The sequence below is a fragment of the Cupriavidus sp. R6-3 genome, assembly GCF_059772245.1.
This window is the reverse complement of record NZ_JCBAJO010000004.1, coordinates 77,375-99,759: the sequence shown is the minus strand read 5'-3', so window position 1 is coordinate 99,759 and position 22,385 is coordinate 77,375. Positions and strand designations below refer to the sequence as shown.

Genomic DNA, 22,385 nt, shown 5'->3' with positions numbered 1-22,385 from the left:
GTGCCGGTCTGCGGCTGCTGGGCCTGTGTGGATGCCTGCGGGGACGCCTGCGTGGAAGGCTCCGGCCGCGCCTTGCCGCGCAGCCTGTTCAGGATTTCGCCAAAGATGCTCATTGCAGATCCTCCGGTTGCGATGTGCTGCCAAGTACTGGGATGTGCTGGGCTGTGCAGGGGGGCAGCCCGGACGCCGGGCTGCGCCACGCCACCACGCAGGATCCGCGCCACGGCGCGGCGGCCGGTGCTGCCGTGAGGCGGTCTCGGCAAGGCGGGTACTTTTGACAAGGATTGCCGCTTTTTGGGGGCAAAGCCGCGCGCCAAAGCAAAACGGGCCGCATCGCGGCCCGTTCCGTGTTTGTCACTGCACCGATCAGGCCAGTGTCATCTGCGCCGTACCGAGTCGGAACGTCGACACGGCCTGCTTCAGGCGTTGCGCCTGCTCTTCCAGAGAGCCGGCCGCGGCGGCGGCCTGTTCGACCAGCGCGGCGTTCTGCTGCGTCACGGTGTCCATCTGCGTGACGGCCTGGTTCACCTGCTCGATGCCGGCGCTCTGCTCGGCGGATGCGGCGCTGATCTCGCCCATGATGTCGGTCACGCGCTTGACCGCGCCGACGATCTCTTCCATGGTCTGACCGGCTTCCGACACCAGCTGCGAGCCCTTCTCGACGCGCTCGGCCGAATCGTCGATCAGCGACTTGATCTCCTTGGCGGCGGTGGCGCTGCGCTGCGCGAGGCTGCGCACCTCGCCGGCGACCACCGCGAAGCCGCGGCCCTGTTCGCCGGCGCGCGCGGCTTCCACCGCGGCGTTCAGCGCCAGGATATTGGTCTGGAAGGCGATGCTCTCGATCACCGCGATGATGTCGGTGACCTTCTTCGACGCACCGTGGATCTCGTCCATGGTGTCGACCACCTGGCCGACCACGGTGCCGCCCTTGACGGCGATGTCGGAGGCATCGACCGCAAGGCGGCTGGCCTGCTTGGCGTTGTCCGCGTTCTGGCGCACGATGCTGGTCAGCTCTTCCATGCTCGAGGCGGTCTGCTGCAGCGACGCGGCCTGTTCCTCGGTGCGCTGCGACAGGTCGGTATTGCCCGCGGCGATCTGGCCGGTGCCGGTGGCGATGGCCTCGGTGCCCAGGCGCACCTCGTTGACGATGCGCAGCAGGTTGCCGTTCATCTCGGCGAGCGCCTGCAGCAGCTGGCCGGTCTCGTCCTTGCTGTCGACGTCGATGCGCGCGCTGAGGTCGCCGGCGGCGACCGTGCGCGCGATATGGACCGCGCGATGCAGCGGACGCGTGATGCCGCGCGTCAGCCAGACCGCGAAGGCGATGCCGATGGCGAGCACCAGCACGCCCAGGCCGATCAGGCGGTTGCGCGCGGTCTGGTAGACGGCGTTGATATCGCGCGCGGTGGCGTCGATGCTGGCGCGCTGAATGTCGAGCAGCTTCTGGATCTCGGCAAGATAGGCGTCGCCGGCCGGCACGAATTCCTTCTCCAGCACGGTGTTCGCTTCGTCGGTCAGCCCTTCCTGCTTGAGCTTGGTGATCTTGTCGCGCGAGGCGTTGTAGGGCTCGCGCACGCGCAGGATGGTCTGGAACGCCTGCTTCTCGGCGTCGGTGCTCAGCAGCGGCTCGATCTTGTCGCGCAGATCGGCGATCGCCTTGACCGAGCCCTTGGTCTCGTTCGCGAAGAACGCGCCGAGCGTCGGGTCGGAGCTCTTGGCCACCGCGGTGGTGCGGCGCACGCTGGTATGCATGTAGCGGTACCAGTCGCTGACCAGCCGTTCCTTGGCCAGCGGCTGCTGCATCATGTCATGCGTGCGCTCCGCGACCTGCTGCAACCGAAGGATGCCAAGTCCGGTCATCAGCGTGGACAGCAGCAATACCACGCCAAAGCCGATGCCAAGGCGCGCACCTATTCCCAAGTTTTTCATTTCTTCTACCTGATGGACATTGAATCGCGGCGAACAACGCCACGCCCGCGGAAGTCCCGCGTGCGTGGTGCGCATTCGCTCTTCGCTCTTGTGTTGCCGCCCGTTCGCTGACGATTGCTTCGGGGGTCGATGTCAAACAACGGCAGTTGGTAGAAAAACTTGAGGAGAGGGCGTCTCGGCAACGGAGAAACCGGGCAGGGCGGTCAGTCCGCGCGGATGCCCCGCGCGCGGATCAGCTTGCCCCATTTTTCGGTTTCCTTCGCCAGATGCTGCTTCAGCTCGGCGGGCGTGCTGCCGATCGGCTCGGCGCCGATCGCGGCCAGGCGCTTCTGCACCGCGGGCTTGCGCAGCGCGTCGACCATCGCGCGGTTCAGCGTCTCCACCACGGCTGGGGGCGTGCCGGCCGGCACGAACGCGGCGAACCACGGCGACAGCTCGTAGCCCGGCAGGCCGGCCTCTGCCACCGTCGGCACGTTGGGCAGCGTGGCCGAGCGCTTGCTGGTGGTCACCGCGATGGCGGTCAGCTTGCCGGCATCGATATGCGGCTTGGCGGACGTGATGCTGTCGAACATGTAGTCGACCTGGCCGCCGAGCAGGTCGGTGACCGCCGGACCGCTGCCCTTGTAGGGCACGTGCAGCAGCTCGACGCCGGCCATCGACGTGAACAGCTCGCCGGCCAGGTGGATCGAGGTGCCGTTGCCCGCGGACGCATAGGTGTACTTGCCCGGCTGGCTCTTCGCGCTGGCGATCACCTCCGGCACGGTCTTCGCGCTGGTCTTCGCCTTGTTGGCGACCAGGACGTTGGGCACCACGGCCAGCAGCGATACCGGCGCGAAATCCTTGATCGGGTCGTAGCTCAGCTTGCGGTACAGCGCCGGATTGACCGCCATGCCGTTGGCGACGATCAGCATCGTGTAGCCGTCGGCGGGCGAGCGCGAGACCAGTTCGGCGCCGATATTGCCGCCGGCCCCCGGGCGGTTCTCCACGACGATCGATTGGCCCAGCGTTTGCGACATCTCCTCGCCCAGCGTGCGGGCGATATTGTCCATCGCGCCGGCGGCGGGGAAGGGGACGATCCAGCGGATCGGACGTTCGGGGTAGGCGGCCTGCGCGGCCGGCGTGGTGAGGGCCGCGGCGAGGCCGAGGACCACGGTGGCGAGAGTGAGCGACTTCATTGTCTCCGTTCCTTCGTGAAGTTCGAAACTAGGGTGCCCGGCCCGCGTTGGGCGCGGCTCGGTGGCGTTATCCAGCGGTGATGCGGCTGTGGTGCGGCGCTTACACGGGCGTGGTGCGGCCGTTATGTGGCCATCATGTCGTTGTTGTCGGTGCTATGCGCAATCGCGCCGGTAATGTGCGAGCTTGTCCTCGTCCAGCGCCAGACCGAGCCCGGGACCGTCCGGCAGGCGCAGCGCGAAGTCCCGATATGCGGGACGTTCGAGCACCACGTCGTCCTTGAGCAGCAGCGGCCCGAACAGCTCGGTGCCCCAGGCCAGTTGCGGCAGCGTGCAGAAGCCGTGCGCCGCGGCGATGGTGCCGACGCTGCCTTCGAGCATGGTGCCGCCATAGAGCGCGATGCCGGCTGCATCGCCGACCGCGGCGGTGCGCAGCATGCCGAAGATGCCGCCGGACTTGGCGATCTTCAGCGCGAATACATCCGCGGCGCCCAGGCGCGCCAGTTCCATCGCGTCCTCCGGCCCGGTCACCGCTTCGTCGGCCATGATCGGCACCACGAAGCGCGCCGCCAGCCGCGCCAGCCCGACACGATTCTCTCGGGCGATCGGCTGCTCGATCAGGTCGATGCCGGCGGCCTCCAGCATCGCGATGCCGTTGGCCGCGTCCGCCTCGTTCCAGGCCTGATTGACGTCGACGGTCACGCGGGCGCGGTCGCCCAGCGCGCGCTTGATCGCGGCGACATGGGCGACGTCGTCGCGCACCGGACGGCGTCCGATCTTGAGCTTGAAGGTGTCGTGGCGGCGCTCGGCCAGCAGGCGCTCGGCCTCTTCGATATCGCGCGCGGTATCGCCGCTGGCCAGCGTCCACAGCACCGGCAGCGCGTCGCGCACCGCGCCGCCGAGCAGCGTGGCGAGCGGCACGCCGAGCCGCTTGCCCTGTGCGTCGAGCAGCGCGGTTTCCAACGCCGACTTGGCGAAGCGGTTGCCGCGCGCGACCTTGTTCAGCCGGGCCATCGCGCCATGGACATTGGTGGCGTCCTGGCCGATCAAGGCCGGGGCCAGATAGGTATCGATGGCCAGCTTGATGCCTTCCGGGCTTTCCTCGCCGTAGGACAGGCCGCCGATCGTGGTGGCCTCGCCGATGCCTTCGATGCCGTCGCTGGCGCGCAGCCGCACGATGACCAGCGTCTGCTGCTGCATGGTCGCCATGGCCAGCTGATGCGCGCGGATGGTGGGCAGGTCGACCAGGATCGCGTCGACGGATGTGATGGTGGTTGCCATACCTGGAGGATTGGATTGAGGGTTTGCGGTCGAGTATGCGGCTTGACCGGAGGCCTGTCCAAGACCGAAGATGTCTGATTCCATACCTGTCAGGTATGGATTGAAGTCCAAGGAGGCCACCATGGAACTGCGCCATCTGCGCTATTTCCAGACAGTCGCGCGCGAGCTGAACGTGACCCGCGCCGCCGCGCTGCTGCATATCGCCCAGCCGCCGCTGTCGCGCCAGATCCGCCAGTTCGAAGACGAACTGGGCGTGCCGCTGTTCGAGCGTGTAGGGCGCGGGCTGCGGCTCACCGAGGCGGGGCGCTTTCTGCTCGAACAATCGCTGCAGCTGACGCAGCGGCTCGACGAGATGATCGAAGGCACCCGGCGCATCGGCCGCAACGAGAAGCGCTGGTTCGGCATAGGCTTCGTGCCGTCGGTGCTCTATGGCGTGCTGCCGGACCTGATCCGCGAGTTGCGCGCCGACCAGAGCGAGGTCGAGGTCGGCCTGACGGAAATGATCTCGGTTCAGCAGCTCGAGGCGCTCAAGTCCGGCCGCATCGATCTGGGCTTTGGCCGGCTGGCGCTGAGCGATCCTGCCATCGTGCAGCAGGTCGTGATGGCAGAGCCGCTGGTCGCGGCGCTGCCGGCGCGGGCCGCCCCGCGTGAAGGTGAAGGCGGCGATGGCCGTGGCCGCGTCGGTGGCGATGGCCGTGGGGGTGGCGATGGCGATGGCCCGATGGCGCCGGCCGAACTGGCGCGGCGCGGGCTGATTCTCTATCCCGCGCGTCCGCGGCCCAGCTATGCGGACCACGTGCTGTCGCTGTTCCGCGCCCAGGGGCTGCAGCCGCGCGTGGTGCAGGAGGCGAACGAGCTGCAGACCGCGCTGGGCCTGGTCGCCGCGGGGCTCGGCATCACGCTGGTGCCGGCCTCGGTGCAGCGGTTGCATCGGGACGATGTCCGCTATTGCCCGATCGACGCGCCGGGCTTCGTGTCGCCGGTGATCATGAGCTATCGCGCGGGCGATGCGTCGCCGTTCCTGGCGAGGGCGGTGGCGTGGGTGCGGAGGCAGGCGGAAGCCTCGGGTTGAAACCTCGGGTTGAAACCTCGGGCTGAAACGGGGCCGTCGCCGATCGTTCATTCTTCGGCAAAACACCGCGCCAGAAATTCCACCACCGCCCGTACCGCCGGAAGCTGCCCGCGCCGATGCGGCATCACGACCGACGTCATCACGTGGCCGGCGGTCCAGTCCGGCAGCACGCGCACGATGTCGCCGCGCTGCAGGGCCGCGCGGCAGACCGACAAGGGCAGGCAGGCAATGCCGAGGCCGGCCGCAGCCGCGCTGAGCAGCGCGGTCGATTCGTTGGCGGTCATGCGTGGACGCGGGGTAGCGATGACCGTCTCGCCGTCACGGCTCAGTCGCCAGCTCGTCGCCAGCGGGCGGGTCAGCAGCCCGTCATGGCCGGCCAGCGCCGCGGGCGTCTGCAGCGGGTCGGCGGCGGCGAGATAGCGCGGCGAGGCGACCAGGATGATCGGCTCGGTCGACAGCAGCCGCTGCACAAGTTCGGAATCGGGCAGCGGCGCGAAGTGGCTGCGGATCGCGAGGTCGTAGCCCTCCTGGGCGACATCGACGAAGCGGTCCGACACGTCCAGCTGAAGATGCAGCTTCGGGTAGGCGAGGGCCAGTTCGGGCAGGCGTGGCGCCAAGGTTTGCTGCGCGACCGGTACCGAGGTCGTCAGGCGCACCGTGCCGCTCGGCTCGGCGGCGCGCTGGCGCACCACGTCGTGCGCGGCCTCGGCCTCGATCAGCGCGGCGCGGGCGTGCTCGTGGAAGGCTCGGCCGACGTCCGTCAGCGCGAAGCTGCGCGAGCTGCGGTGGATCAGCCGCGCCCCCAGCCGCTGTTCGAGTTCGGCGACGCGCTTGCTCAGCGTCGACTTCGGGATGCCGAGCTGGCGGGAGGCCGCGGCAAAGCCGCCGTGCTCGACGGCGGCGACGAATAGCGAGAGGTCATTCAGGTTGAGCATGGGTGTCCGCAGCAACGCATCAAAGTCCATGTATATGGACGTTGCGTTGAATTTTTGCCGACTACCGCTTCAATGTCCACAAATCTATAGTCTCTCCATCGACCCGATGCCCGGGTCCTTCACTCGGAGAAACAACATGACCCCCATCCTCTTCTATGGCGTTCCGTCGGGATGCTCGTTCGGTTCGATCGTCGCGCTCGAATGGCTGGGCCAGCCGTATCGGCTGTCCCGCATCGAGATGCCGGAGGTGGTGACCAGCGAGGCCTTCCGCCGCATCAACCCGGTGGGCGAGACGCCGGCGTTGGCCACCGATGCCGGCGCAATCGTGACAGAAAGCATGGCGATCATGAACTGGATCGGCGCGCGCGGCATCGACAGCGCGCTCGGCTTTGCCCAGGGCACACCGGAATTCGACCGGCTCAACCAGATGCTGGCCTACCTGAACACGACCTTCTTCAACGCCTTCGTGCCGCTGTGGCATCTATACGAGCACGCCAGCGACGACACCACCAAGGCGGTGCTGCGCGAGTTCGGGCGGGTGAAGGTGGAGAAGGCGCATGCGCAGCTGAACGCGATGCTGGGCGATCGCCGCTGGCTGCTGGGCGACCGGCGCACGGTGGCCGACGCGTACTTCGCCGGGATTGCGCGCTGGACCGACTACCACGGCGTCGTAAACCGCGCGGACTACCCGAACCTGGATCGGCTCTATCGGCAGCTGCAGGAGGATCCGGCCGTGCGCTTCGCGCATGGGATCGAGGCGCAGGCCGAGGTGAAGTCGGCCGGCGGCTTCGCCGGCCATGTGGAACTGGAGCAGGCCTGGGCAGAGACCCTGGCCGCGCGCCAGCAGCGGCTGGCGGCTTGAAGCTTGAGGCTGAGGCTTGAGGCTTGAGGCTGAGGCTTGAGGCTGAGAACTGAGACTGAGGCTGAGGCTGAGGCTGAGGCTGAGGCTGAGGCTTGAGGCTCGAGGCTGAGGCTTGAGGCTCGAGGCTCGAGGCTGAGGCTCAGCCTCGCTGAGCCGAGGCTTGTGGCGCGGCCGGCGGGGATGTCGCCGGCCATCCCCGCAGTACCTTGGTGTTCGCTTACTCGTCGTCGCTGTACAGCACGCGGCCGACCACGCCGGCGGCGATTGCACCGACGATCGGCGCAACCCAGAACAGCCACAGCTGATGCAGCGCCATGCCGCCCACCATCAGCGCCGGGCCGGTCGAGCGGGCCGGGTTGACCGAGGTGTTCGACACCGGGATCGTGACCAGGTGGATCAGCGTCAGGCACAGGCCGATCGCGAGCGGCGCCAGCGCGCCGTGCGCGCGTTGCGCGGTCGCGCCCAGGATGATCAGCACGAAGAAGAAGGTGGCCAGCACCTCGGTGGCGAACACCGGCATCATGCCAAAGCCGGACGGCGAGCCGGCGTCGAAGCCGTTGGCGGCCAGGCCGCTGACGGTCACGTCGAAGCCGGGCTTGGCGTCCATCAGCTGCAGCAGCGCCAGCGCGGCGAGCGCGCCGCCGATCACCTGCGCCACGATATAGACCGGCGCTTCCTTCCACGGGAAGCGCCCCGCGGTGGCGAGGCCAACCGTCACGGCCGGGTTCAGATGGCATCCCGACACCGGACCCACCGCATAGGCCATGGTCAGCACGGTCAGGCCGAAGGCCAGCGAGACACCGGCAAAGCCGATGCCCAGGTGCGGAAATGCGGCCGCGAGCACGGCCGAGCCGCAGCCGCCGAAGACGAGCCAGAACGTGCCGAAGGCTTCGGCAAGGGGGCGCTTGAAGTGCATGGATCCTTCTCCCGATTGTTTTGAGGCGCGCCGCACGGACACGCGAGGGCGACGTCCGAAAGGTCGCAGCGTGCGGGAGGATTCTAGGTGCCGGTTACGGCGATGTCATGACTCAGGGCGCACTCTTTGCAGTCGTTCACAATTGGCCGGATGAGTGAGACAGGCTTGAACCCAACGTGAATGCTCTCGTGCCAGCCGATGTCTCGAATGCGGGCTGTCAGCAACGGCGCTGGTGGGAGGCGGCTTTCGAGTGGAATGCGTCATGCTTCCTCAGGCTCGAAGCAGGGCTGCACCTTCGTCCGGCATGCCGCGAATGCGGCCGCCGACAGCGCCCCGTCGAAAGGGTCGCAATGCGTCAGCAAGCAGGCTGCGGCCGGACAAAGCGAGCGGACAACGCGGTCGATATCCTGCTTGCGTTGTGCCAAGTCGGGGAGGTGGGCCACGCGTTCCCAATGGGACACCCGATTGCGCAGTGTTCGTAGCGGTTGCAAGAGAGCACTGATTGCGTTGCGTTGTCGCAGGTGCCGCGGCGCATGCGGGAAGATGGCTCTCAGCAGATCTGGTTGGGCGCGCCAGTAGGCCTCGTAGTACCCCGCAAACAAGCCCGCCCAGAACCCCATTGTCAGTTCGGCAACTAATCGATCTGGTGTTTCGGTCTTTTGTGCCTTGTGAAGGGTTGTGCGCGCGACCGCAATCTGGCCGATCTGCTTGTACCCGAGCCACTCCGCCGTGTCGTACCACGTCGCGGTGCCGTATTTCGCCGAAAAGGCGCTGTGGATATTGTTGCGAAGCGCCACCTCCAGCACGTGCAAAGCCGGAGACAAGCGCATCGCGACATCCATGTTGTGTGCATAGCGCGTGGCGATGTCGAGTTTCGAAGGGGCCGGTTCGCCATCGTGGTAGGCGTGCAATCGAGCCACCGAGAAGGTGCGCTGAAGCGCCGGGTAGAAGCCTTGCATGGGGATTCCGTCCTGCTATACTCGCCGAGTAATCCCCGGCAAGGTCTTCTCCTGGCCACGACCCGCGCAAGCGGGGTGCCAAACAGTCAGTGCTCAGACTCCGGGGCTGGGATTGGAAAAGGGCGCCTAATAAGCGCCCTTTTCGCATTTGTGCGTGCCGTTAGGCACAAAGACTGATCTTAGCTTCGGGACGCCGACGTTACATCCGCTTCTTGCTTGCAAAGCAGTGGGGCTTGTTGCATTCCAATAGTGTGGCGACGAAATCGAACGCGGTTTGTGGGCCGGCTCGATTGGGTTCTCGCTGTTGCCGGCCCGCCCCGCATCGCAGCATGACAACGCATCGACCGACGCCGAGGATTTCGGTCGGGGTTGTCCGCTTGCGAGCGATTCGGACGTCGCGAAGTTTCCGCTGCGAGAACCGCATGTACAAAGTCTATTGGACCACCTACGACGCCGACGGCGTGCCTGCCGCGCATGCCGAGGACTACGGCCCGGATCAGCTTGCCGCCGTGCTGGCGCGTTGCGAGGCGCTGCGGGCGCGGCAGCGCGCCGGTGAGCCGGTCGGCTTTGTGACGATGGTGTCGGAGAATCCGTATAGCGTCGGGCATCCAGGGGCGGCCGATGTCGAGCCCGGCTATGCCTGGTACAAGCGGCGGCCGCCGCCGCGCTAGGGCAACGGGAGGATGCCGAGGCTTGCGCCTGACTACTGCACCGCCTCGATGTCCCCCATCCACGGGCCGAGCTCGCGCCGCAAGGTCGACAGGTCGATCGGCTTGCCCAGCACGCGCGCACCGGCGATCGGCTCCTGCAGGTCCGCGCCGGCGCCATAGCCGGTCATCAGCACCACATCGATATGCGGCTGCTGGGCGCGCAGCGCTACCGCCAGGGCGTCGCCGGCCATGCCCGGCAGCGTGATATCGGTCAGCAGCACGTCGAAGCGCCGGGCGTCGGCCAGCTGCAGCGCTTCCTCCGCCGAGGCGGCCGCGGCGCAATCCAGGCCGAAGCCGAGCAGTACTTCCTGCAGCGCCTCGCGCGACGGGACGTCGTCCTCCACCAGCAATACGGTGGCGGCCACGCCATCGCGCCGGGGCTGCGGCAACTGCGCAGGCGCCGGCTCGCTCTTGCGCCGATGGGCGTCCAGCACGGCCCGGACCGCGCGGGCCAGATCGTCGCGCCGGTAGGGTTTGTTCAGCAGCGTCACCCCGTGGTCGAGCCTGCCCAGGTGAAAGATCTCGTCGCGGGTATAGCCGGAGGCGAACAGCACCGGAATCGGCGGCCGGCGCTGCGCCGCCCGGCGCGCCAGTTCGCCGCCCTTGATGGTGCCGGGCATGATCACGTCGGTGAACAGCAGGTCGATGGCGATGCCGCTGTCGATCAGCGACCAGGCGGCGTCGCCGTTCGGCGCGATGCGCACGCGATAGCCGAGCTGGGCCAGCATCTCGACCGCGGTGATGCGCACGTCGGGATCGTCCTCGACCACCAGGATCGTTTCGCCGCCGCCGACCGGTGCCGGCTCCTGCTCCGCGGTCTCGGGCGTTTCTGCCTCGACGCAGCGAGGGAAGAACATCTGCACCGTGGTGCCGCGGCCGACGGTGCTCTGGATCGCGATATGGCCGCCGCTCTGCTTGACGAAGCCGAACACCATGCTCAGGCCCAGGCCGGTGCCGTGGCCGTCGGCCTTGGTGGTGAAGAAGGGCTCGAAGGCGTGCTCCAGCACGTCGGCGGTCATGCCGGTACCGGTGTCGGCCACGCGAAAGACCACGTAGTCGCCGTCCGGCCGTTCGGGCGCGTTGGTGGTCCAGGTGTCGGCGTCGGACGATGGCATGCCGTCGAGCACGATATTGGCGGCCGAGATGGTCAGCGTGCCGCCGCCGCGCATCGCGTCGCGGCCGTTGATGGCCAGGTTCAGCAGCGCGTTCTCGAGCTGGTTGCGGTCCGCCTTGATGTTCCACAGGTCGTCGGGCGTCTGCGTCTCGACCTTGATCGCCTCGCCCAGCGCCCGATGCAGGATCTCGGCCATGCCGCCGATCAGCCGGCCGGGATTGACCACCGCCGGCGACAGCGGCTGGCGGCGCGCGAAGGCCAGCAGGTGCGAGGCCAGCTTGGCGCCGCGGCGCACCGCGTTGGCGGCCGTCGCGATGCGGCCCTGCGCGATCGGGTTGTCGCCGGCTTCGGTGGCGAGCATCTGCAGGTTGCCGCTGATGACCTGCAGCACGTTGTTGAAGTCATGCGCGATGCCGCCGGTCAGGTTGCCGATCGCCTCCATCTTCTGCGCCTGCCGCAGCTGGCCCTCGGCCAGCGCGCGCGCCGCGATCGCGTCGGCGACGCGCTTTTCCAGCGTCTCGGTCAGCTGCCGCAGCGCCTGCTCGGCGAGCTTTCGCTCGTCGATGTCGATCAGCACGCCGGGAAAGCGGTAGGGCTCGCCATGCGAGTCGAACTCGCACTGGCCGTTGGCCTGGACCCACAGATAGCTGTCGTGGGCGCGCCGGATCCGGTATTCGGCGCGGAACGGCGCGCCGGTGCGGATGGCCTCGTCGGTCAGGCGGGCCAGTTCCTCGATGTCGTCCGGATGGATCACCGCGTTGATGATCGTGCGCGGCACGCCTTGCACAGCCTGGGCCAGTCCGACCGAGAAGGTGCGGGCGAAGCGCTCGTCCCCGGTCAGGGTATCGGAGGCGATGTCCCAGACCCAGGTGCCCAGCACCGCGCCGGTATTGAGCGCCAGCTGCAGCCGTTCGTTGGCCTGCTGCAGCGCGGTCTCGGCTTCCTGCCGCCAGCGCTCGGTCAGCACGCGCTCGGTGGTCTCGACCACCACCGCCAGCACGCCGGAGGGGGCGCCGTCGTCGTTGGCCACCGGGCTGTAGTAGAGGTCCATCCAGACCTCTTCGGGACGTCCGTTGCGCAGCAGCACCAGTTCCTTGTCGCGGAAGGACAGCGTGCCGCCGGCCAGGCAGGTCTGCATCACGTGGCGGTTGAAGTCGGCCACCTCGGGCCACCCCAGTTCGACCGGGCAGCCCAGCAGATACGGATGCCGGCCGCCCGCGAAGACGGCGTAGGCATCGTTGTAGATCATGTAGCCCGGACGGCCCCACAACATCACCATCGGCACCGGCGAGGCCAGCAGCAGCCGGACCGCGGCGGCCAGGCTGGGCGGCCAGCGGTCGATCGGGCCCAGTTCGGTGGTGGACCAGTCGAACGCGCGGATGCGTTCGGCCATTTCGCCGTGCCAGCCGGAACAGTCGTGATGTTCTGCCAGGAATGGCATGGTGTGAAGCGAGAGTGGCGACAGGGAGATTGTGCTGGCGCAGAAGGCGTTTGCCAATGCCGGCGCCCCGGGGAGGGCGGCTCCGCGGACCCACCCCTATATATAGAGAGAGGCCAGAGCCGCGGAGGCGCATCGTCGCGAGCGCGCTGTCTAGCGGCGGTCGAGCGCGCAGTCGAGTGGAGGGTGGAGCGGACGGTCGCGCAGGCAATCAAGCCGACCGCGCCGCCCCGTCACTGCGCTCCGGCCACGACCGGCTGAGAAGGATGGGCGCGGCGGCCGGAGCCGCCGCGCCGGTCTCGGTGGCCGAGGCTCAGTCGCGCGTTTCGAGCGCGCGGTTGATGCGCAGCGCCAGCATCGTGCACGCGACGCCGGACAGCAGGTAGATGCTGACCGCGACCAGGCCGAACTTGACCGACAGGCCGAGCGCGACCAGCGGAGCAAACGCGGCGCCGAACAGCCAGGCGAAGTCCGAGGTCAGCGCCGCGCCGGTATAGCGGAAGCGCCGTTCGAAGTTCGAGGTCACGGTGCCGGACGCCTGGCCATACGACAGGCCGAGCAGCAGGAAGCCGATCAGGATGAACAGGTCCTGCGCCGCCTCGCCGCCGCCGAGCAGCATCGGCGTGAACAGGCTGAACACGCCGATCAGCGTCGCCAGCAGGCCCAGCGTGGTGCGCCGGCCGATGCGGTCGGCGATCCAGCCCGACAGGATGGTGCCGACGATGCCGACCAGCGCGCCGGCGATCTGCACCTTCAGCACGCTGTTGACGCTTTGCGTCGCCTGCAGCGCCAGCCAGGACAGCGGGAACACCGTCACCAAATGGAACAGCGCGTAGCTGGCCAGCGCGGCGAAGGCGCCGATGAAGATGTTGTAGCCCTGGCCGCGCACCATCTCACGGGTGCTGATCGGCTCGAGCTCGCCTTCCTCCAGCAGCCGGGTGTATTCCTCGGTCACCACCAGGCGCAGCCGGGCGAACAGCGCGACCACGTTGATGGCGAAGGCCACGTAGAACGGATAGCGCCAGCCCCACTCGAGGAAGTCGTCCGCCGCCAGGTTGGCGTGCAGGTACAGGAACAGCCCGCTGGCGACCAGGAAGCCGATCGGCGCGCCCAGCTGGCCCAGCATCGCGTACCAGCCGCGCCGGTCGGGCGGCGCGTTCAGCGCCAGCAGCGACGGCAGGCCGTCCCACGAGCCGCCGAAGGCCACGCCCTGCAGGAAGCGGAACACCGCCAGCATCACGATCGCGTTCTCGCCCAGCGAGGCATAGCCGGGCAGGAAGGCGATGCCGACGGTCGAACAGCCCAGCAGGAACAGCGCGGCGGTCAGCTTGACGCCGCGGCCCCAGCGCCGCTGGATCGCCATGAACAGCGCGGTGCCCAGCGGGCGCCCGAAAAAGGCGATCGCAAAGATGGTGAAGGCGTAGAGCGTCCCTTCCAGCCGCCCGACGAACGGGAAGAACACCGACGGGAAGACCAGCACCGAGGCGATGCCGTAGACGAAGAAGTCGAAGTACTCGGAGGCCCGGCCAATGACGACGCCGGTGGCGATCTCGCCCGGCGCGACCGGCGAATGCGATCGGTCGTCGCTGGCGGGAAGTGAAGGGAAAGGCGCTTGCGAATCGTGCGTGATACTCGACATGCTTCCTCGCTAAATCAGATAGCGCTACGCCGGACGGACGCGCCCGCCAGGCGCCGCGACCATTGGGACAAAATGTCCAATTCTCCGCGCTTGCCGAATAGAGTACATTTCGCTCCGGTTGTAACAGCTGCGTCCGTCGCACCCGAAGCATTCGTAGTACCAGTCTCCCCCAAGACGGCTACGCTATTTCCTCTGCCGGCAATGCCCCTCATTAATACCATTCGCGGGTTGATTTTGCTGCCCGCCATTACCCTATTGACAGGTTGTAATGCTGTGTTGTTGTCTCCTTCGGGTGACATTGCGGTACAGCAACGTAACCTAATATACATCTCCACGGCGCTGATGCTGCTGATCATCGTCCCGGTGATCGCGCTGACGCTGTTCTTCGCCTGGCGGTATCGGGCGTCGAACAAGGACGCCCCCTACTCGCCCGACTGGGACCATTCCACGGTGCTGGAACTGGTGATCTGGTCGGCGCCGCTGCTGATCATCATCGCGCTGGGCGCGATCACCTGGGTCAGCACCCATGCGCTGGACCCGTACCGGCCGCTGGAGCGGATCGACGCCAAGCGTTCGCTGCCGACCAACGTCAAGCCATTGACGGTGGAAGTCGTGGCGCTGGACTGGAAGTGGCTGTTCTTCTATCCGGAGCACGGCATCGCCACCGTCAATGAAATGGCGGCGCCGGTCGACCGCCCGATCCAGTTCAAGATCACCGCCTCGACCGTCATGAACTCGTTCTTCGTGCCGGCGCTGGCAGGGCAGATCTACGCGATGCCGGGCATGGAGACCAAGCTGCATGCGGTCATCAACAAGCCTGGCGAATACGAGGGCCTGTCGGCCAACTACAGCGGCGCGGGCTTCTCCGGCATGCGCTTCAAGTTCCACGGCCTGGACGAGCAGGGCTTCGAGCAATGGATCGCCAAGGCCAAGGCCAGCGGCCAGACCCTGACCCGCGAGGACTACCTGAAGCTGGAACAGCCGAGCGAACGCGAGCCGGTGCGCTACTACGCCAGCGTCGACAAGGGCCTGTACGACAAGATCCTGAACCGCTGCGTCGAAGCGAACCGGATGTGCATGAACGAAATGATGGCGATCGACGAGCAGGGCGGCCAGGGCAAGCCCGGCGCCTTCAACGTCGCCACGCTCGACCCCGCCACGCGCGCACGCCTTGGCCTGCAGGATGCGCCGGTGCGCAGCTATGTCGGCGGCATGTGCACGGTCGCCGATCCGGACGGCTCCGGTGCCTTCGGCCCGGCGGCGTCCACCTTTGCGCCGGCCGGCGAATCCGCCGCCGTGACGCTTCCCCAGCTACCCCTCACACAACGCGCTGTAGCCGGCGTTGACCAGCATGCTTGACAGTTTCGACCTCACCAAGCTCATTTTCGGCCGTCTCTCCTGGGAGGCGATTCCGCTGCACGAGCCCATCCTGATCGCCACCTTCGCGGCGGTCGTGCTCGGCGGGCTGACGCTCGTCGGCGCGCTGACCTATTTCCGCGCCTGGGGCTACCTGTGGCACGAGTGGTTCACCAGCATCGATCACAAGAAGATCGGCATCATGTACATGGTGCTCGGCCTGGTGATGCTGCTGCGCGGCTTTGCCGACGCGATCATGATGCGTCTGCAGCAGGCGATCGCCTTCGGCGACAACATGGGCTACCTGCCGCCGCATCACTACGACCAGATCTTCACCGCCCACGGCGTGATCATGATCTTCTTCGTGGCGATGCCGCTGGTCACGGGCCTGATGAACTACGTGGTGCCGCTGCAGATCGGCGCGCGCGACGTGGCCTTCCCGTTCCTGAACAACTTCAGCTTCTGGATGACCACCGCCGGCGCCGTGCTGGTGATGGTGTCGCTGTTCGTCGGCGAATTCGCCAAGACGGGCTGGCTGGCCTATCCGCCGCTGTCGGGCATCCTGCAGAGTCCTGACGTGGGGGTGGATTACTACATCTGGGCCTTGCAGATAGCGGGCATCGGTACCTTGCTGTCAGGCGTCAACCTGCTGGTGACCATCGTCAAGATGCGCGCCCCGGGCATGACCATGATGAAGATGCCGGTCTTCACCTGGACCTCGCTGTGCACCAACGTGCTGATCGTCGCCGCCTTCCCGGTGCTGACGGCCGTGCTCGCGCTGCTGTCGCTGGATCGCTACGTCGGCACCAACTTCTTCACGAACGACTTCGGCGGCAACCCGATGATGTACGTGAACCTGATCTGGATCTGGGGCCACCCCGAGGTGTACATCCTGATCCTGCCGGCGTTCGGCATCTTCTCGGAAGTGGTGTCGACCTTCTGCCGCAAGCGCCTGTTCGGCTATGCGTCGATGGTCTACGCGACGGTCGTGATCACGGTGCTGTCGTACCTGGTCTGGCTGCACCACTTCTTCACGATGGGTTCGGGTGCCAGCGTCAACTCGTTCTTCGGCATCACGACGATGATCATCTCGATCCCGACTGGGGCGAAGATCTTCAACTGGCTGTTCACGATGTACCGCGGCCGCATCCGCTTCGAAGTGCCGATGCTGTGGACCGTGGGCTTCATGGTCACCTTCGTGATCGGTGGCATGACCGGCGTGCTGCTCGCCGTGCCGCCCGCCGACTTCGTGCTGCATAACAGCCTGTTCCTGATCGCCCACTTCCACAACGTGATCATCGGTGGCGTGCTGTTCGGCCTGTTCGCCGGCATCAACTACTGGTTCCCGAAGGCGTTCGGCTTCAAGCTCGACGATTTCTGGGGCAAGGTCTCGTTCTGGTTCTGGCTGGTCGGCTTCTATGCCGCGTTCATGCCGCTGTACGTGCTGGGCCTGATGGGCGTGACCCGCCGCGTCAGCCACTTCACCGATCCGTCGCTGCAGATCTGGTTCCAGGTCGCCGCCGTCGGTGCGTTCCTGATCGCGATCGGCATCGCCGCCTTCGTGATCCAGCTGGTGGTCAGCTTCAGGCGCCGTGCCCAGCTGCGCGACGTGACCGGCGATCCGTGGGATGGCCGCACGCTTGAATGGTCGACCTCGTCGCCGCCGCCCGCGTACAACTTCGCGTTCACGCCCGTCGTGCACGACAACGACGCCTGGTGGCAGATGAAGGACCGCGGCTACGAGCGTCCGCAGAAGGGCTTCCTGCCGATCCACATGCCGAAGAACACCGGTGCGGGCATCATCCTCGCCGGCCTGTCGACGGTGCTGGGCTTTGCGCTGATCTGGCATATGTGGCTGCCGGCCGCCGTCGCGTTCGTCGCCCTGCTGGCGGTCGCGATCGGCCACACCTTCAACTACCAGCGTGACTACTACATCCCGGCGGAGCACGTCGTCCGCACCGAGGAAGAACGCACCCGCCTGCTTGCACAACATGCTTGACACCATCGCAACCCAACCGGCCGGCGCCAGCGGCGCGCCGGTCCGCGGCGGCTCCAACGAGCTGCGCTTCTACCTGCCGACCGAGCATCACCCGCAGAACGGGACGATGCTGGGCTTCTGGCTGTACCTGATGAGCGACTGCCTCATCTTCGCCTGCCTGTTCGCCGTGCACGGCGTGCTGGGCCGCAGCTATGCGGCCGGCCCGTCGGGCGCCGACCTGTTCGACCTGCCGCTGGTGGCGCTGAACACGTCGATGCTGCTGCTGTCGTCGATCACCTACGGCTTCGCGATGCTGGAGATGCAGCGCAACAAGCTCAAGGGCACGATGGTGTGGCTGGCCATCACCGGCCTGCTGGGCGCGGCCTTCGTCGGCCTGGAACTGTACGAGTTCTCGCACCTGATCCACGAAGGCGCGGTGCCGCAGCGCAGCGCGTTCCTGTCGTCGTTCTTCACGCTGGTCGGCACCCACGGCCTGCACGTGACCTTCGGCATCATCTGGCTGATCACGCTGATGTTCCAGCTGAACAAGCACGGCCTGATCGCGGCCAACAAGCGCCGCCTGATGTGCCTGTCGCTGTTCTGGCACTTTCTGGATGTGGTCTGGATCGGCGTGTTTACCTTCGTCTATCTGATGGGAGTGATGGTATGAGCGCCCACGACTATTCGTTCTCGAACCTGGCCGACCAGGGCGGCCACGGCCATCACGGCGATCACGGCCATGGCCACGACGATCACCACGATCACGACGACGGCGCCGCGCATGGCACCCTGAAGAGCTATGTGATCGGCTTCGTGCTGTCGGTGATCCTGACGGCGATCCCGTTCTGGCTGGTGATGGGCAAGGTCATCGACAACCAGAACACCACCGCGCTGGTGATTCTCGGCTTCGCCGCCGTGCAGATCGTGGTCCACATGATCTACTTCCTGCACATGAACACCAAGTCGGAAGGTGGCTGGAACATGCTGGCGCTGATCTTCACGATCGTGCTGGTCGTCATCACGCTGGCCGGCTCGCTTTGGGTCATGTATCACATGAACACGAATATGATGCCGGTGATGACGCACGACATGAAATCGATGCCTTGACCACGCCTCGTCCCGCAAACCACAGCCCGGATCGCAAGCCCGTTCCCCGCAGCCCGGCCGCCCTCGCGGTGCTGGCGCTGCTGGCGGTACTGGCTTTCGCCGGGCTGTTTGCATTGGGCACCTGGCAGGTCGAGCGCCGCGCCTGGAAGCTCGACCTGATCGAACGCGTCGAGTCGCGCGTGCATGCGCCGCCGGTGGACGCGCCGGCGCCCGAGCGCTGGCCGCTGGTCAGCGCCGCGGCCGACGAATACCGGCATGTGCGCGTGACGGGCACCTTTCTGCACGATCGCGAGACGCTGGTGCAGGCCACCACCGCGTTCGGCGGCGGCTTCTGGGTGATGACGCCGATGCGCATGGGCGACGGCACCGTCGTGCTGATCAACCGCGGCTTCGTGCCGCCCGAATTCCGCTCGCGCGAGAGCCGCGCCAAGGACGAGCCGTCCGGCGAGACCACGGTCACCGGCCTGCTGCGCATCAGCCAGACCGGCGGCGGCTTCCTGCGCCGCAACGACCCCGCCGCCGATCGGTGGTATTCGCGCGATGTGCAGGCCATTGCCGCCGCGCGCGGGCTCGAACGGGTCGCGCCTTACTTCATCGATGCCGACGCCGGCCCGCAGGAGGCGTTCGGCGCGTCGGGCGCGCCGCGCCGCTGGCCGGTCGGCGGGCTGACCGTGGTGACCTTCCACAACAGCCATCTGGTCTACGCGCTGACCTGGTACGGGCTGGCGCTGATGGTGCTGGGCGCCGCCTGGTACGTCGGCCGCGAGGAACTTCTGCTGCGCCGCGGCCGATGAGGGACAATGCGGGGCATGCCGGTCCGCCGGGCTTGCCCCGCACGTCCGGCATGTCTGGCATGTCTGGCATGTCTGGCATGTCTGGCATGTACGGCGTGCCACGGCCCGCGCCGCGGCGGCTCGCTTCAAGCTCCGGCGCCATCCTGCTTCGACCCTGATTGATGCCTCTTTCCACCGATTCCCCTCCGAAGCCCGCGAGCGCCGCGCTGTCCGCCGCCAAGGGCGCCCCGGCCCCCGAGCGGCGGGGCGAGCGCGCGCTCGACGCGACCGCCCGCAAGAACATGGAGCAGCTGATCGAGCTGCGCTGGATCGCGGTGCTCGGCCAGGTCGCCACCATCAGCGTGGTGCATTTCGGCCTCGACGTGCCGCTGCCGGTCAACCAGATGCTGGCGGTGCTGCTCGGCCTGATCGCCTTCAACGCGCTGAGCCTGCTGCGGCTGCGCTTCGTCGCCGAGGTCTCGCAGACGCAGCTGTTCGTCTCGCTGCTGGTCGATATCGGCATGCTGACCGCGCTGCTGTACCTGAGCGGCGGCGCGTCCAATCCCTTCGTCTTCCTCTACCTGCTGCAGGTGATCCTCGGCGCGGTGCTGCTGCAGGCGTGGTCGATCTGGGTGATCGTGGTGGTCACCGCCTCGTGCTTCGCGGGCCTGGCGCTGGTCGGCAAGCCGCTGGCGCTGCCGCCGGACCACGAGCAGGGGCTCGCCAGCCTCTATATCCAGGGCATGCTGATCTGCTTCGTGCTGAACGCGGCCCTGCTGGTGGTCTTCATCACGCGGATCATGCGCAATCTGCGCGCCCGCGACGAGCATCTGGCCGACCTGCGCCAGCGCGCCGCCGAGGAAGAACATATCGTCCGCATGGGCCTGCTGGCCTCCGGCGCCGCGCATGAACTGGGCACGCCGCTGGCCACGCTGGCGGTGATCCTGTCCGACTGGCGCCGCATGGAACCGTTCTCGAAGGACCCGGAACTGCTGCAGGAACTCGGCGAGATGCAGACCCAGGTGCAGCGCTGCAAGTCCATCGTCAGCGGCATCCTGTTGTCGGCGGGCGAGGCGCGCGGCGAGGCACTGACCGAAACCACGGTGCGCCGCTTCGTCGACGATCTGGTCGCCGAATGGCGCGCGACGCGGCCGGTCGGCGAGTTCTCCTACGAATACCGCTTTGGCCAGGACCTGCCGATCCTGTCGGACTCGGCCATCAAGCAGATGGTCTGCAACGTGCTCGACAACGCGCTGGAGGCCTCGCCGCGCTGGGTCGGCCTCGACGTGCGGCGCGAGGATGATACGCTGGTGCTGTCGGTGCTCGACGAAGGCCCCGGTTTCGCGCCGCAGATGCTCGAGCGGCTGGGCAAGCCCTATCAGTCGAGCAAGGGCCGGCCGGGCGGCGGACTGGGGCTGTTCCTGGTCGTCAATGTCGCCCGCACGCTCGGCGGCAGCGTGGCCGCGCACAACCGTCCGCAAGGCGGCGCGATGGTGACGATGAAGCTGCCGCTGGCGGCAATCACGCTGGAAGAGGAGGCCGAAGATGCAGCCCAATGATCCCGAGCGCGGCACTGCTGCGGCCGATCAATCGACCCAGACCACCCAGCCGCAGGCCGAGGCCGGTCGCGTGCTGATGATCGTCGAGGACGATGCGGCCTTCGCCCGCACGTTGCGCCGCTCGTTCGAGCGGCGCGGCTATCAGGTCCTGCATGCGACCAGCCTCGAAGGGATGAACGAACTGCTGAAGGAGCATTCGCCGGGCTATGCGGTGGTGGACCTGAAGCTCAAGGGCGAGGCCTCGGGCCTGGCCTGCGTGCAGGCGCTGCATGCGCACGATGCGGACATGCTGATCGTGGTGCTGACCGGCTACGCCAGCATTGCCACCGCGGTCGAGGCGGTCAAGCTCGGCGCCTGCCACTATCTGGCCAAGCCGTCGACCACCGACGACATCGAGGCCGCCTTCGAGCGCGCCACCGGCGATGTGGACGTCGAGGTCACCGGCCGTCCCACCTCGATCAAGACGCTCGAGTGGGAGCACATCCACGAGACGCTGGCCGCCACCGGCTTCAATATCTCCGAGGCGGCGCGCCGGCTCGGCATGCACCGCCGCACGCTGGCGCGCAAGCTGGAGAAGCAGCGGATCAAGTAGCGCCGGGCGGCGGGCATCCCCCGCCGTACGTCTGCCGCCGTACGCCTCCCGGCGGACGTCTCCCGGCGGACGTCTCCCGGCGGACATCTCCGGGCGAACATCTCCGGGTGGATACCTCCGGGCGGACACCTCCGGGCGGACACCTCCGCGCGGACATCTTCCGTCCGGCGTCTCCGATCGGCGGAAATGGGTATAGGCTAATTCGTGCCGATGTCGGGCCCGATGCCGGCGCCCATTTCTCCAGGAGACGCGAAATGACCAGCAAGAACACCATCTGTCTGTGGTACGACGGCGACGCGCTCGACGCCGCCAACTTCTATGCCCAGACCTTTCCCGACAGCGCCGTCGGCGCCGTCCACCGAGCGCCCGGCGACTATCCCGACGGCAAGGAGGGCGATCCCCTGATGGTCGAGTTCACCGTGATCGGCATCCCTTGCCTCGGGCTGAACGGCGGCCCGCATTTCAAGCACAACGAATCCTTCTCCTTCCTGGTCAGGACCGAGGACCAGGCCGAGACCGACCGCCTGTGGAACGCGATCGTCTCCAATGGCGGCCAGGAAAGCGAATGCGGCTGGTGCAAGGACCGGTGGGGCCTGTCATGGCAGATCACCCCGCGGGCGCTGCTCGATGCGGTGACGAGTTCCGATCGCGCGGCGGCCAAGCGCGCCTTCGACGCGATGATGACGATGAAGAAGATCGACATCGCCACGATCGAGGCGGCACGGCGGGGCGAGTCGGCATCGTCGAACCAGGCAACCTGACCGAGCCTGACCGAGCTGACGGAGCTGACCGAGCTGATGGAGCTGACCACGCCGATCGGCTCTTCATACGCCAATTCGTTCTTACGGTATGGGCGCGCATACTCGTGGAACCGATAACTGCACGGGATAGATGTAGCGCTTACAATGAGCGCTGACCGAATTAGAAAAAGAGGTCGGCCAGATTCGCGTGCCTTGCGTGGATGCGCCTCGCCATGGCGCATGCATCGGGCCGGCC

19 protein-coding genes are annotated in these 22,385 nt (G+C 67.1%); 11 read left to right on the top strand and 8 right to left on the bottom strand.

Translation table 11 applies throughout. From position 1 onward, the window contains the following. Nucleotides 1–366: 366 nt before the first annotated feature. From AC6EI8_RS02025 to AC6EI8_RS02015, 3 genes are all read right to left on the bottom strand, one after another. Nucleotides 367–1,926 carry a methyl-accepting chemotaxis protein gene (locus AC6EI8_RS02025; protein WP_149319562.1) on the bottom strand — a complete coding sequence of 520 codons (1,560 nt, stop codon included), beginning with the start codon at nucleotides 1,924–1,926 and terminating at the stop codon, nucleotides 367–369. Between the two features lie 203 nt (nucleotides 1,927–2,129). Next, nucleotides 2,130–3,101, bottom strand: coding sequence for a tripartite tricarboxylate transporter substrate binding protein (locus AC6EI8_RS02020; RefSeq protein WP_226109269.1), 972 nt, complete (start codon nucleotides 3,099–3,101; stop codon nucleotides 2,130–2,132). Nucleotides 3,102–3,254: 153 nt separating this feature from the next. Further along, the gene (locus tag AC6EI8_RS02015; protein ID WP_265634718.1) at nucleotides 3,255–4,379 is read right to left on the bottom strand and encodes a muconate/chloromuconate family cycloisomerase; all 1,125 of its coding nucleotides are present in this window, start codon (nucleotides 4,377–4,379) and stop codon (nucleotides 3,255–3,257) included. 121 nt (nucleotides 4,380–4,500) lie between these two features. On the opposite strand from AC6EI8_RS02015, the gene AC6EI8_RS02010 reads away from it, so the two are divergent. Continuing rightward, nucleotides 4,501–5,451, top strand: a complete 951-nt coding sequence (locus AC6EI8_RS02010) for a LysR family transcriptional regulator (protein ID WP_265634716.1) — start codon at nucleotides 4,501–4,503, stop codon at nucleotides 5,449–5,451. Between the two features lie 47 nt (nucleotides 5,452–5,498). On the opposite strand, the gene AC6EI8_RS02005 is transcribed toward AC6EI8_RS02010, so the two are convergent. Next, nucleotides 5,499–6,386 carry a LysR substrate-binding domain-containing protein gene (locus AC6EI8_RS02005; RefSeq protein ID WP_498381139.1) on the bottom strand — a complete coding sequence of 296 codons (888 nt, stop codon included), beginning with the start codon at nucleotides 6,384–6,386 and terminating at the stop codon, nucleotides 5,499–5,501. Nucleotides 6,387–6,522: 136 nt separating this feature from the next. On the opposite strand from AC6EI8_RS02005, the gene AC6EI8_RS02000 reads away from it, so the two are divergent. Beyond that, nucleotides 6,523–7,248, top strand: coding sequence for a glutathione S-transferase family protein (locus AC6EI8_RS02000; protein ID WP_265634713.1), 726 nt, complete (start codon nucleotides 6,523–6,525; stop codon nucleotides 7,246–7,248). A 217-nt stretch (nucleotides 7,249–7,465) separates the two neighbouring features. Here the strand turns inward: AC6EI8_RS02000 and aqpZ are convergent, their stop codons facing one another. Together aqpZ and AC6EI8_RS01990 are read right to left on the bottom strand one after the other, a co-directional pair. Continuing rightward, complete coding sequence (gene aqpZ / locus AC6EI8_RS01995; RefSeq protein WP_053823523.1) at nucleotides 7,466–8,164, bottom strand: aquaporin Z; 699 nt, start codon at nucleotides 8,162–8,164, stop codon at nucleotides 7,466–7,468. Nucleotides 8,165–8,424: 260 nt separating this feature from the next. Beyond that, complete coding sequence (locus AC6EI8_RS01990) at nucleotides 8,425–9,123, bottom strand: hypothetical protein (protein WP_149319575.1); 699 nt, start codon at nucleotides 9,121–9,123, stop codon at nucleotides 8,425–8,427. A 422-nt stretch (nucleotides 9,124–9,545) separates the two neighbouring features. Between AC6EI8_RS01990 and AC6EI8_RS01985 the strand changes: the two genes are divergently transcribed. Next, entirely contained in the window at nucleotides 9,546–9,794 is a 249-nt protein-coding gene (locus tag AC6EI8_RS01985) for a hypothetical protein (protein ID WP_149319576.1), read from the top strand. A gap of 32 nt (nucleotides 9,795–9,826) precedes the next feature. On the opposite strand, the gene AC6EI8_RS01980 is transcribed toward AC6EI8_RS01985, so the two are convergent. Next, nucleotides 9,827–12,388 (bottom strand): hybrid sensor histidine kinase/response regulator, encoded by a 2,562-nt coding sequence (locus AC6EI8_RS01980; RefSeq protein ID WP_498381138.1) that lies wholly within the window; start codon nucleotides 12,386–12,388, stop codon nucleotides 9,827–9,829. Nucleotides 12,389–12,698: 310 nt separating this feature from the next. Further along, entirely contained in the window at nucleotides 12,699–14,024 is a 1,326-nt protein-coding gene (locus AC6EI8_RS01975; protein WP_149319578.1) for an MFS transporter, read from the bottom strand. 201 nt (nucleotides 14,025–14,225) lie between these two features. Between AC6EI8_RS01975 and cyoA the strand changes: the two genes are divergently transcribed. The 8 genes from cyoA to AC6EI8_RS01935 all read left to right on the top strand — a co-directional run bounded on the left by cyoA (nucleotide 14,226) and on the right by AC6EI8_RS01935 (nucleotide 22,150). Beyond that, nucleotides 14,226–15,383, top strand: coding sequence for a ubiquinol oxidase subunit II (gene cyoA, locus AC6EI8_RS01970; RefSeq protein ID WP_226109256.1), 1,158 nt, complete (start codon nucleotides 14,226–14,228; stop codon nucleotides 15,381–15,383). Beyond that, nucleotides 15,376–17,379 (top strand): cytochrome o ubiquinol oxidase subunit I, encoded by a 2,004-nt coding sequence (cyoB, locus tag AC6EI8_RS01965; protein WP_265634704.1) that lies wholly within the window; start codon nucleotides 15,376–15,378, stop codon nucleotides 17,377–17,379. Before cyoA ends, cyoB begins: the two co-directional genes overlap by 8 nt. Continuing rightward, nucleotides 17,372–18,028, top strand: a complete 657-nt coding sequence (gene cyoC, locus AC6EI8_RS01960) for a cytochrome o ubiquinol oxidase subunit III (protein ID WP_006577860.1) — start codon at nucleotides 17,372–17,374, stop codon at nucleotides 18,026–18,028. Before cyoB ends, cyoC begins: the two co-directional genes overlap by 8 nt. Next, the gene (cyoD, locus tag AC6EI8_RS01955) at nucleotides 18,025–18,465 is read left to right on the top strand and encodes a cytochrome o ubiquinol oxidase subunit IV (protein ID WP_149319580.1); all 441 of its coding nucleotides are present in this window, start codon (nucleotides 18,025–18,027) and stop codon (nucleotides 18,463–18,465) included. The genes cyoC and cyoD overlap by 4 nt, the downstream gene beginning before the upstream one ends. Next, nucleotides 18,462–19,259 carry an SURF1 family protein gene (locus AC6EI8_RS01950; RefSeq protein WP_498381137.1) on the top strand — a complete coding sequence of 266 codons (798 nt, stop codon included), beginning with the start codon at nucleotides 18,462–18,464 and terminating at the stop codon, nucleotides 19,257–19,259. The genes cyoD and AC6EI8_RS01950 overlap by 4 nt, the downstream gene beginning before the upstream one ends. Nucleotides 19,260–19,420: 161 nt before the next feature. After that, on the top strand, nucleotides 19,421–20,797 hold the full coding sequence (locus AC6EI8_RS01945) for an ATP-binding protein (protein ID WP_226109254.1): 1,377 nt from the start codon (nucleotides 19,421–19,423) through the stop codon (nucleotides 20,795–20,797). Nucleotides 20,798–20,873: 76 nt separating this feature from the next. Beyond that, nucleotides 20,874–21,389, top strand: a complete 516-nt coding sequence (locus AC6EI8_RS01940; RefSeq protein WP_043440636.1) for a response regulator transcription factor — start codon at nucleotides 20,874–20,876, stop codon at nucleotides 21,387–21,389. Between the two features lie 254 nt (nucleotides 21,390–21,643). Continuing rightward, a complete protein-coding gene (locus tag AC6EI8_RS01935; RefSeq protein WP_498381136.1) occupies nucleotides 21,644–22,150 on the top strand; it encodes a VOC family protein in 507 nt (168 codons plus the stop codon). Nucleotides 22,151–22,385: the final 235 nt, after the last annotated feature.

Excerpts from the sequence above, each read along its gene's own strand:
- AC6EI8_RS02025 (WP_149319562.1), bottom strand. The coding sequence starts at position 1,926 with ATGAAAAACTTGGGAATAGGTGCGCGCCTTGGCATCGGCTTTGGCGTG.
- AC6EI8_RS02020 (WP_226109269.1), bottom strand. The coding sequence starts at position 3,101 with ATGAAGTCGCTCACTCTCGCCACCGTGGTCCTCGGCCTCGCCGCGGCC.
- AC6EI8_RS02015 (WP_265634718.1), bottom strand. The coding sequence starts at position 4,379 with ATGGCAACCACCATCACATCCGTCGACGCGATCCTGGTCGACCTGCCC.
- AC6EI8_RS02010 (WP_265634716.1), top strand. The coding sequence starts at position 4,501 with ATGGAACTGCGCCATCTGCGCTATTTCCAGACAGTCGCGCGCGAGCTG.
- AC6EI8_RS02005 (WP_498381139.1), bottom strand. The coding sequence starts at position 6,386 with ATGCTCAACCTGAATGACCTCTCGCTATTCGTCGCCGCCGTCGAGCAC.
- AC6EI8_RS02000 (WP_265634713.1), top strand. The coding sequence starts at position 6,523 with ATGACCCCCATCCTCTTCTATGGCGTTCCGTCGGGATGCTCGTTCGGT.
- aqpZ (WP_053823523.1), bottom strand. The coding sequence starts at position 8,164 with ATGCACTTCAAGCGCCCCCTTGCCGAAGCCTTCGGCACGTTCTGGCTC.
- AC6EI8_RS01990 (WP_149319575.1), bottom strand. The coding sequence starts at position 9,123 with ATGCAAGGCTTCTACCCGGCGCTTCAGCGCACCTTCTCGGTGGCTCGA.
- AC6EI8_RS01985 (WP_149319576.1), top strand. The coding sequence starts at position 9,546 with ATGTACAAAGTCTATTGGACCACCTACGACGCCGACGGCGTGCCTGCC.
- AC6EI8_RS01980 (WP_498381138.1), bottom strand. The coding sequence starts at position 12,388 with ATGCCATTCCTGGCAGAACATCACGACTGTTCCGGCTGGCACGGCGAA.
- AC6EI8_RS01975 (WP_149319578.1), bottom strand. The coding sequence starts at position 14,024 with ATGTCGAGTATCACGCACGATTCGCAAGCGCCTTTCCCTTCACTTCCC.
- cyoA (WP_226109256.1), top strand. The coding sequence starts at position 14,226 with ATGCCCCTCATTAATACCATTCGCGGGTTGATTTTGCTGCCCGCCATT.
- cyoB (WP_265634704.1), top strand. The coding sequence starts at position 15,376 with ATGCTTGACAGTTTCGACCTCACCAAGCTCATTTTCGGCCGTCTCTCC.
- cyoC (WP_006577860.1), top strand. The coding sequence starts at position 17,372 with ATGCTTGACACCATCGCAACCCAACCGGCCGGCGCCAGCGGCGCGCCG.
- cyoD (WP_149319580.1), top strand. The coding sequence starts at position 18,025 with ATGAGCGCCCACGACTATTCGTTCTCGAACCTGGCCGACCAGGGCGGC.
- AC6EI8_RS01945 (WP_226109254.1), top strand. The coding sequence starts at position 19,421 with ATGCCTCTTTCCACCGATTCCCCTCCGAAGCCCGCGAGCGCCGCGCTG.
- AC6EI8_RS01940 (WP_043440636.1), top strand. The coding sequence starts at position 20,874 with ATGATCGTCGAGGACGATGCGGCCTTCGCCCGCACGTTGCGCCGCTCG.
- AC6EI8_RS01935 (WP_498381136.1), top strand. The coding sequence starts at position 21,644 with ATGACCAGCAAGAACACCATCTGTCTGTGGTACGACGGCGACGCGCTC.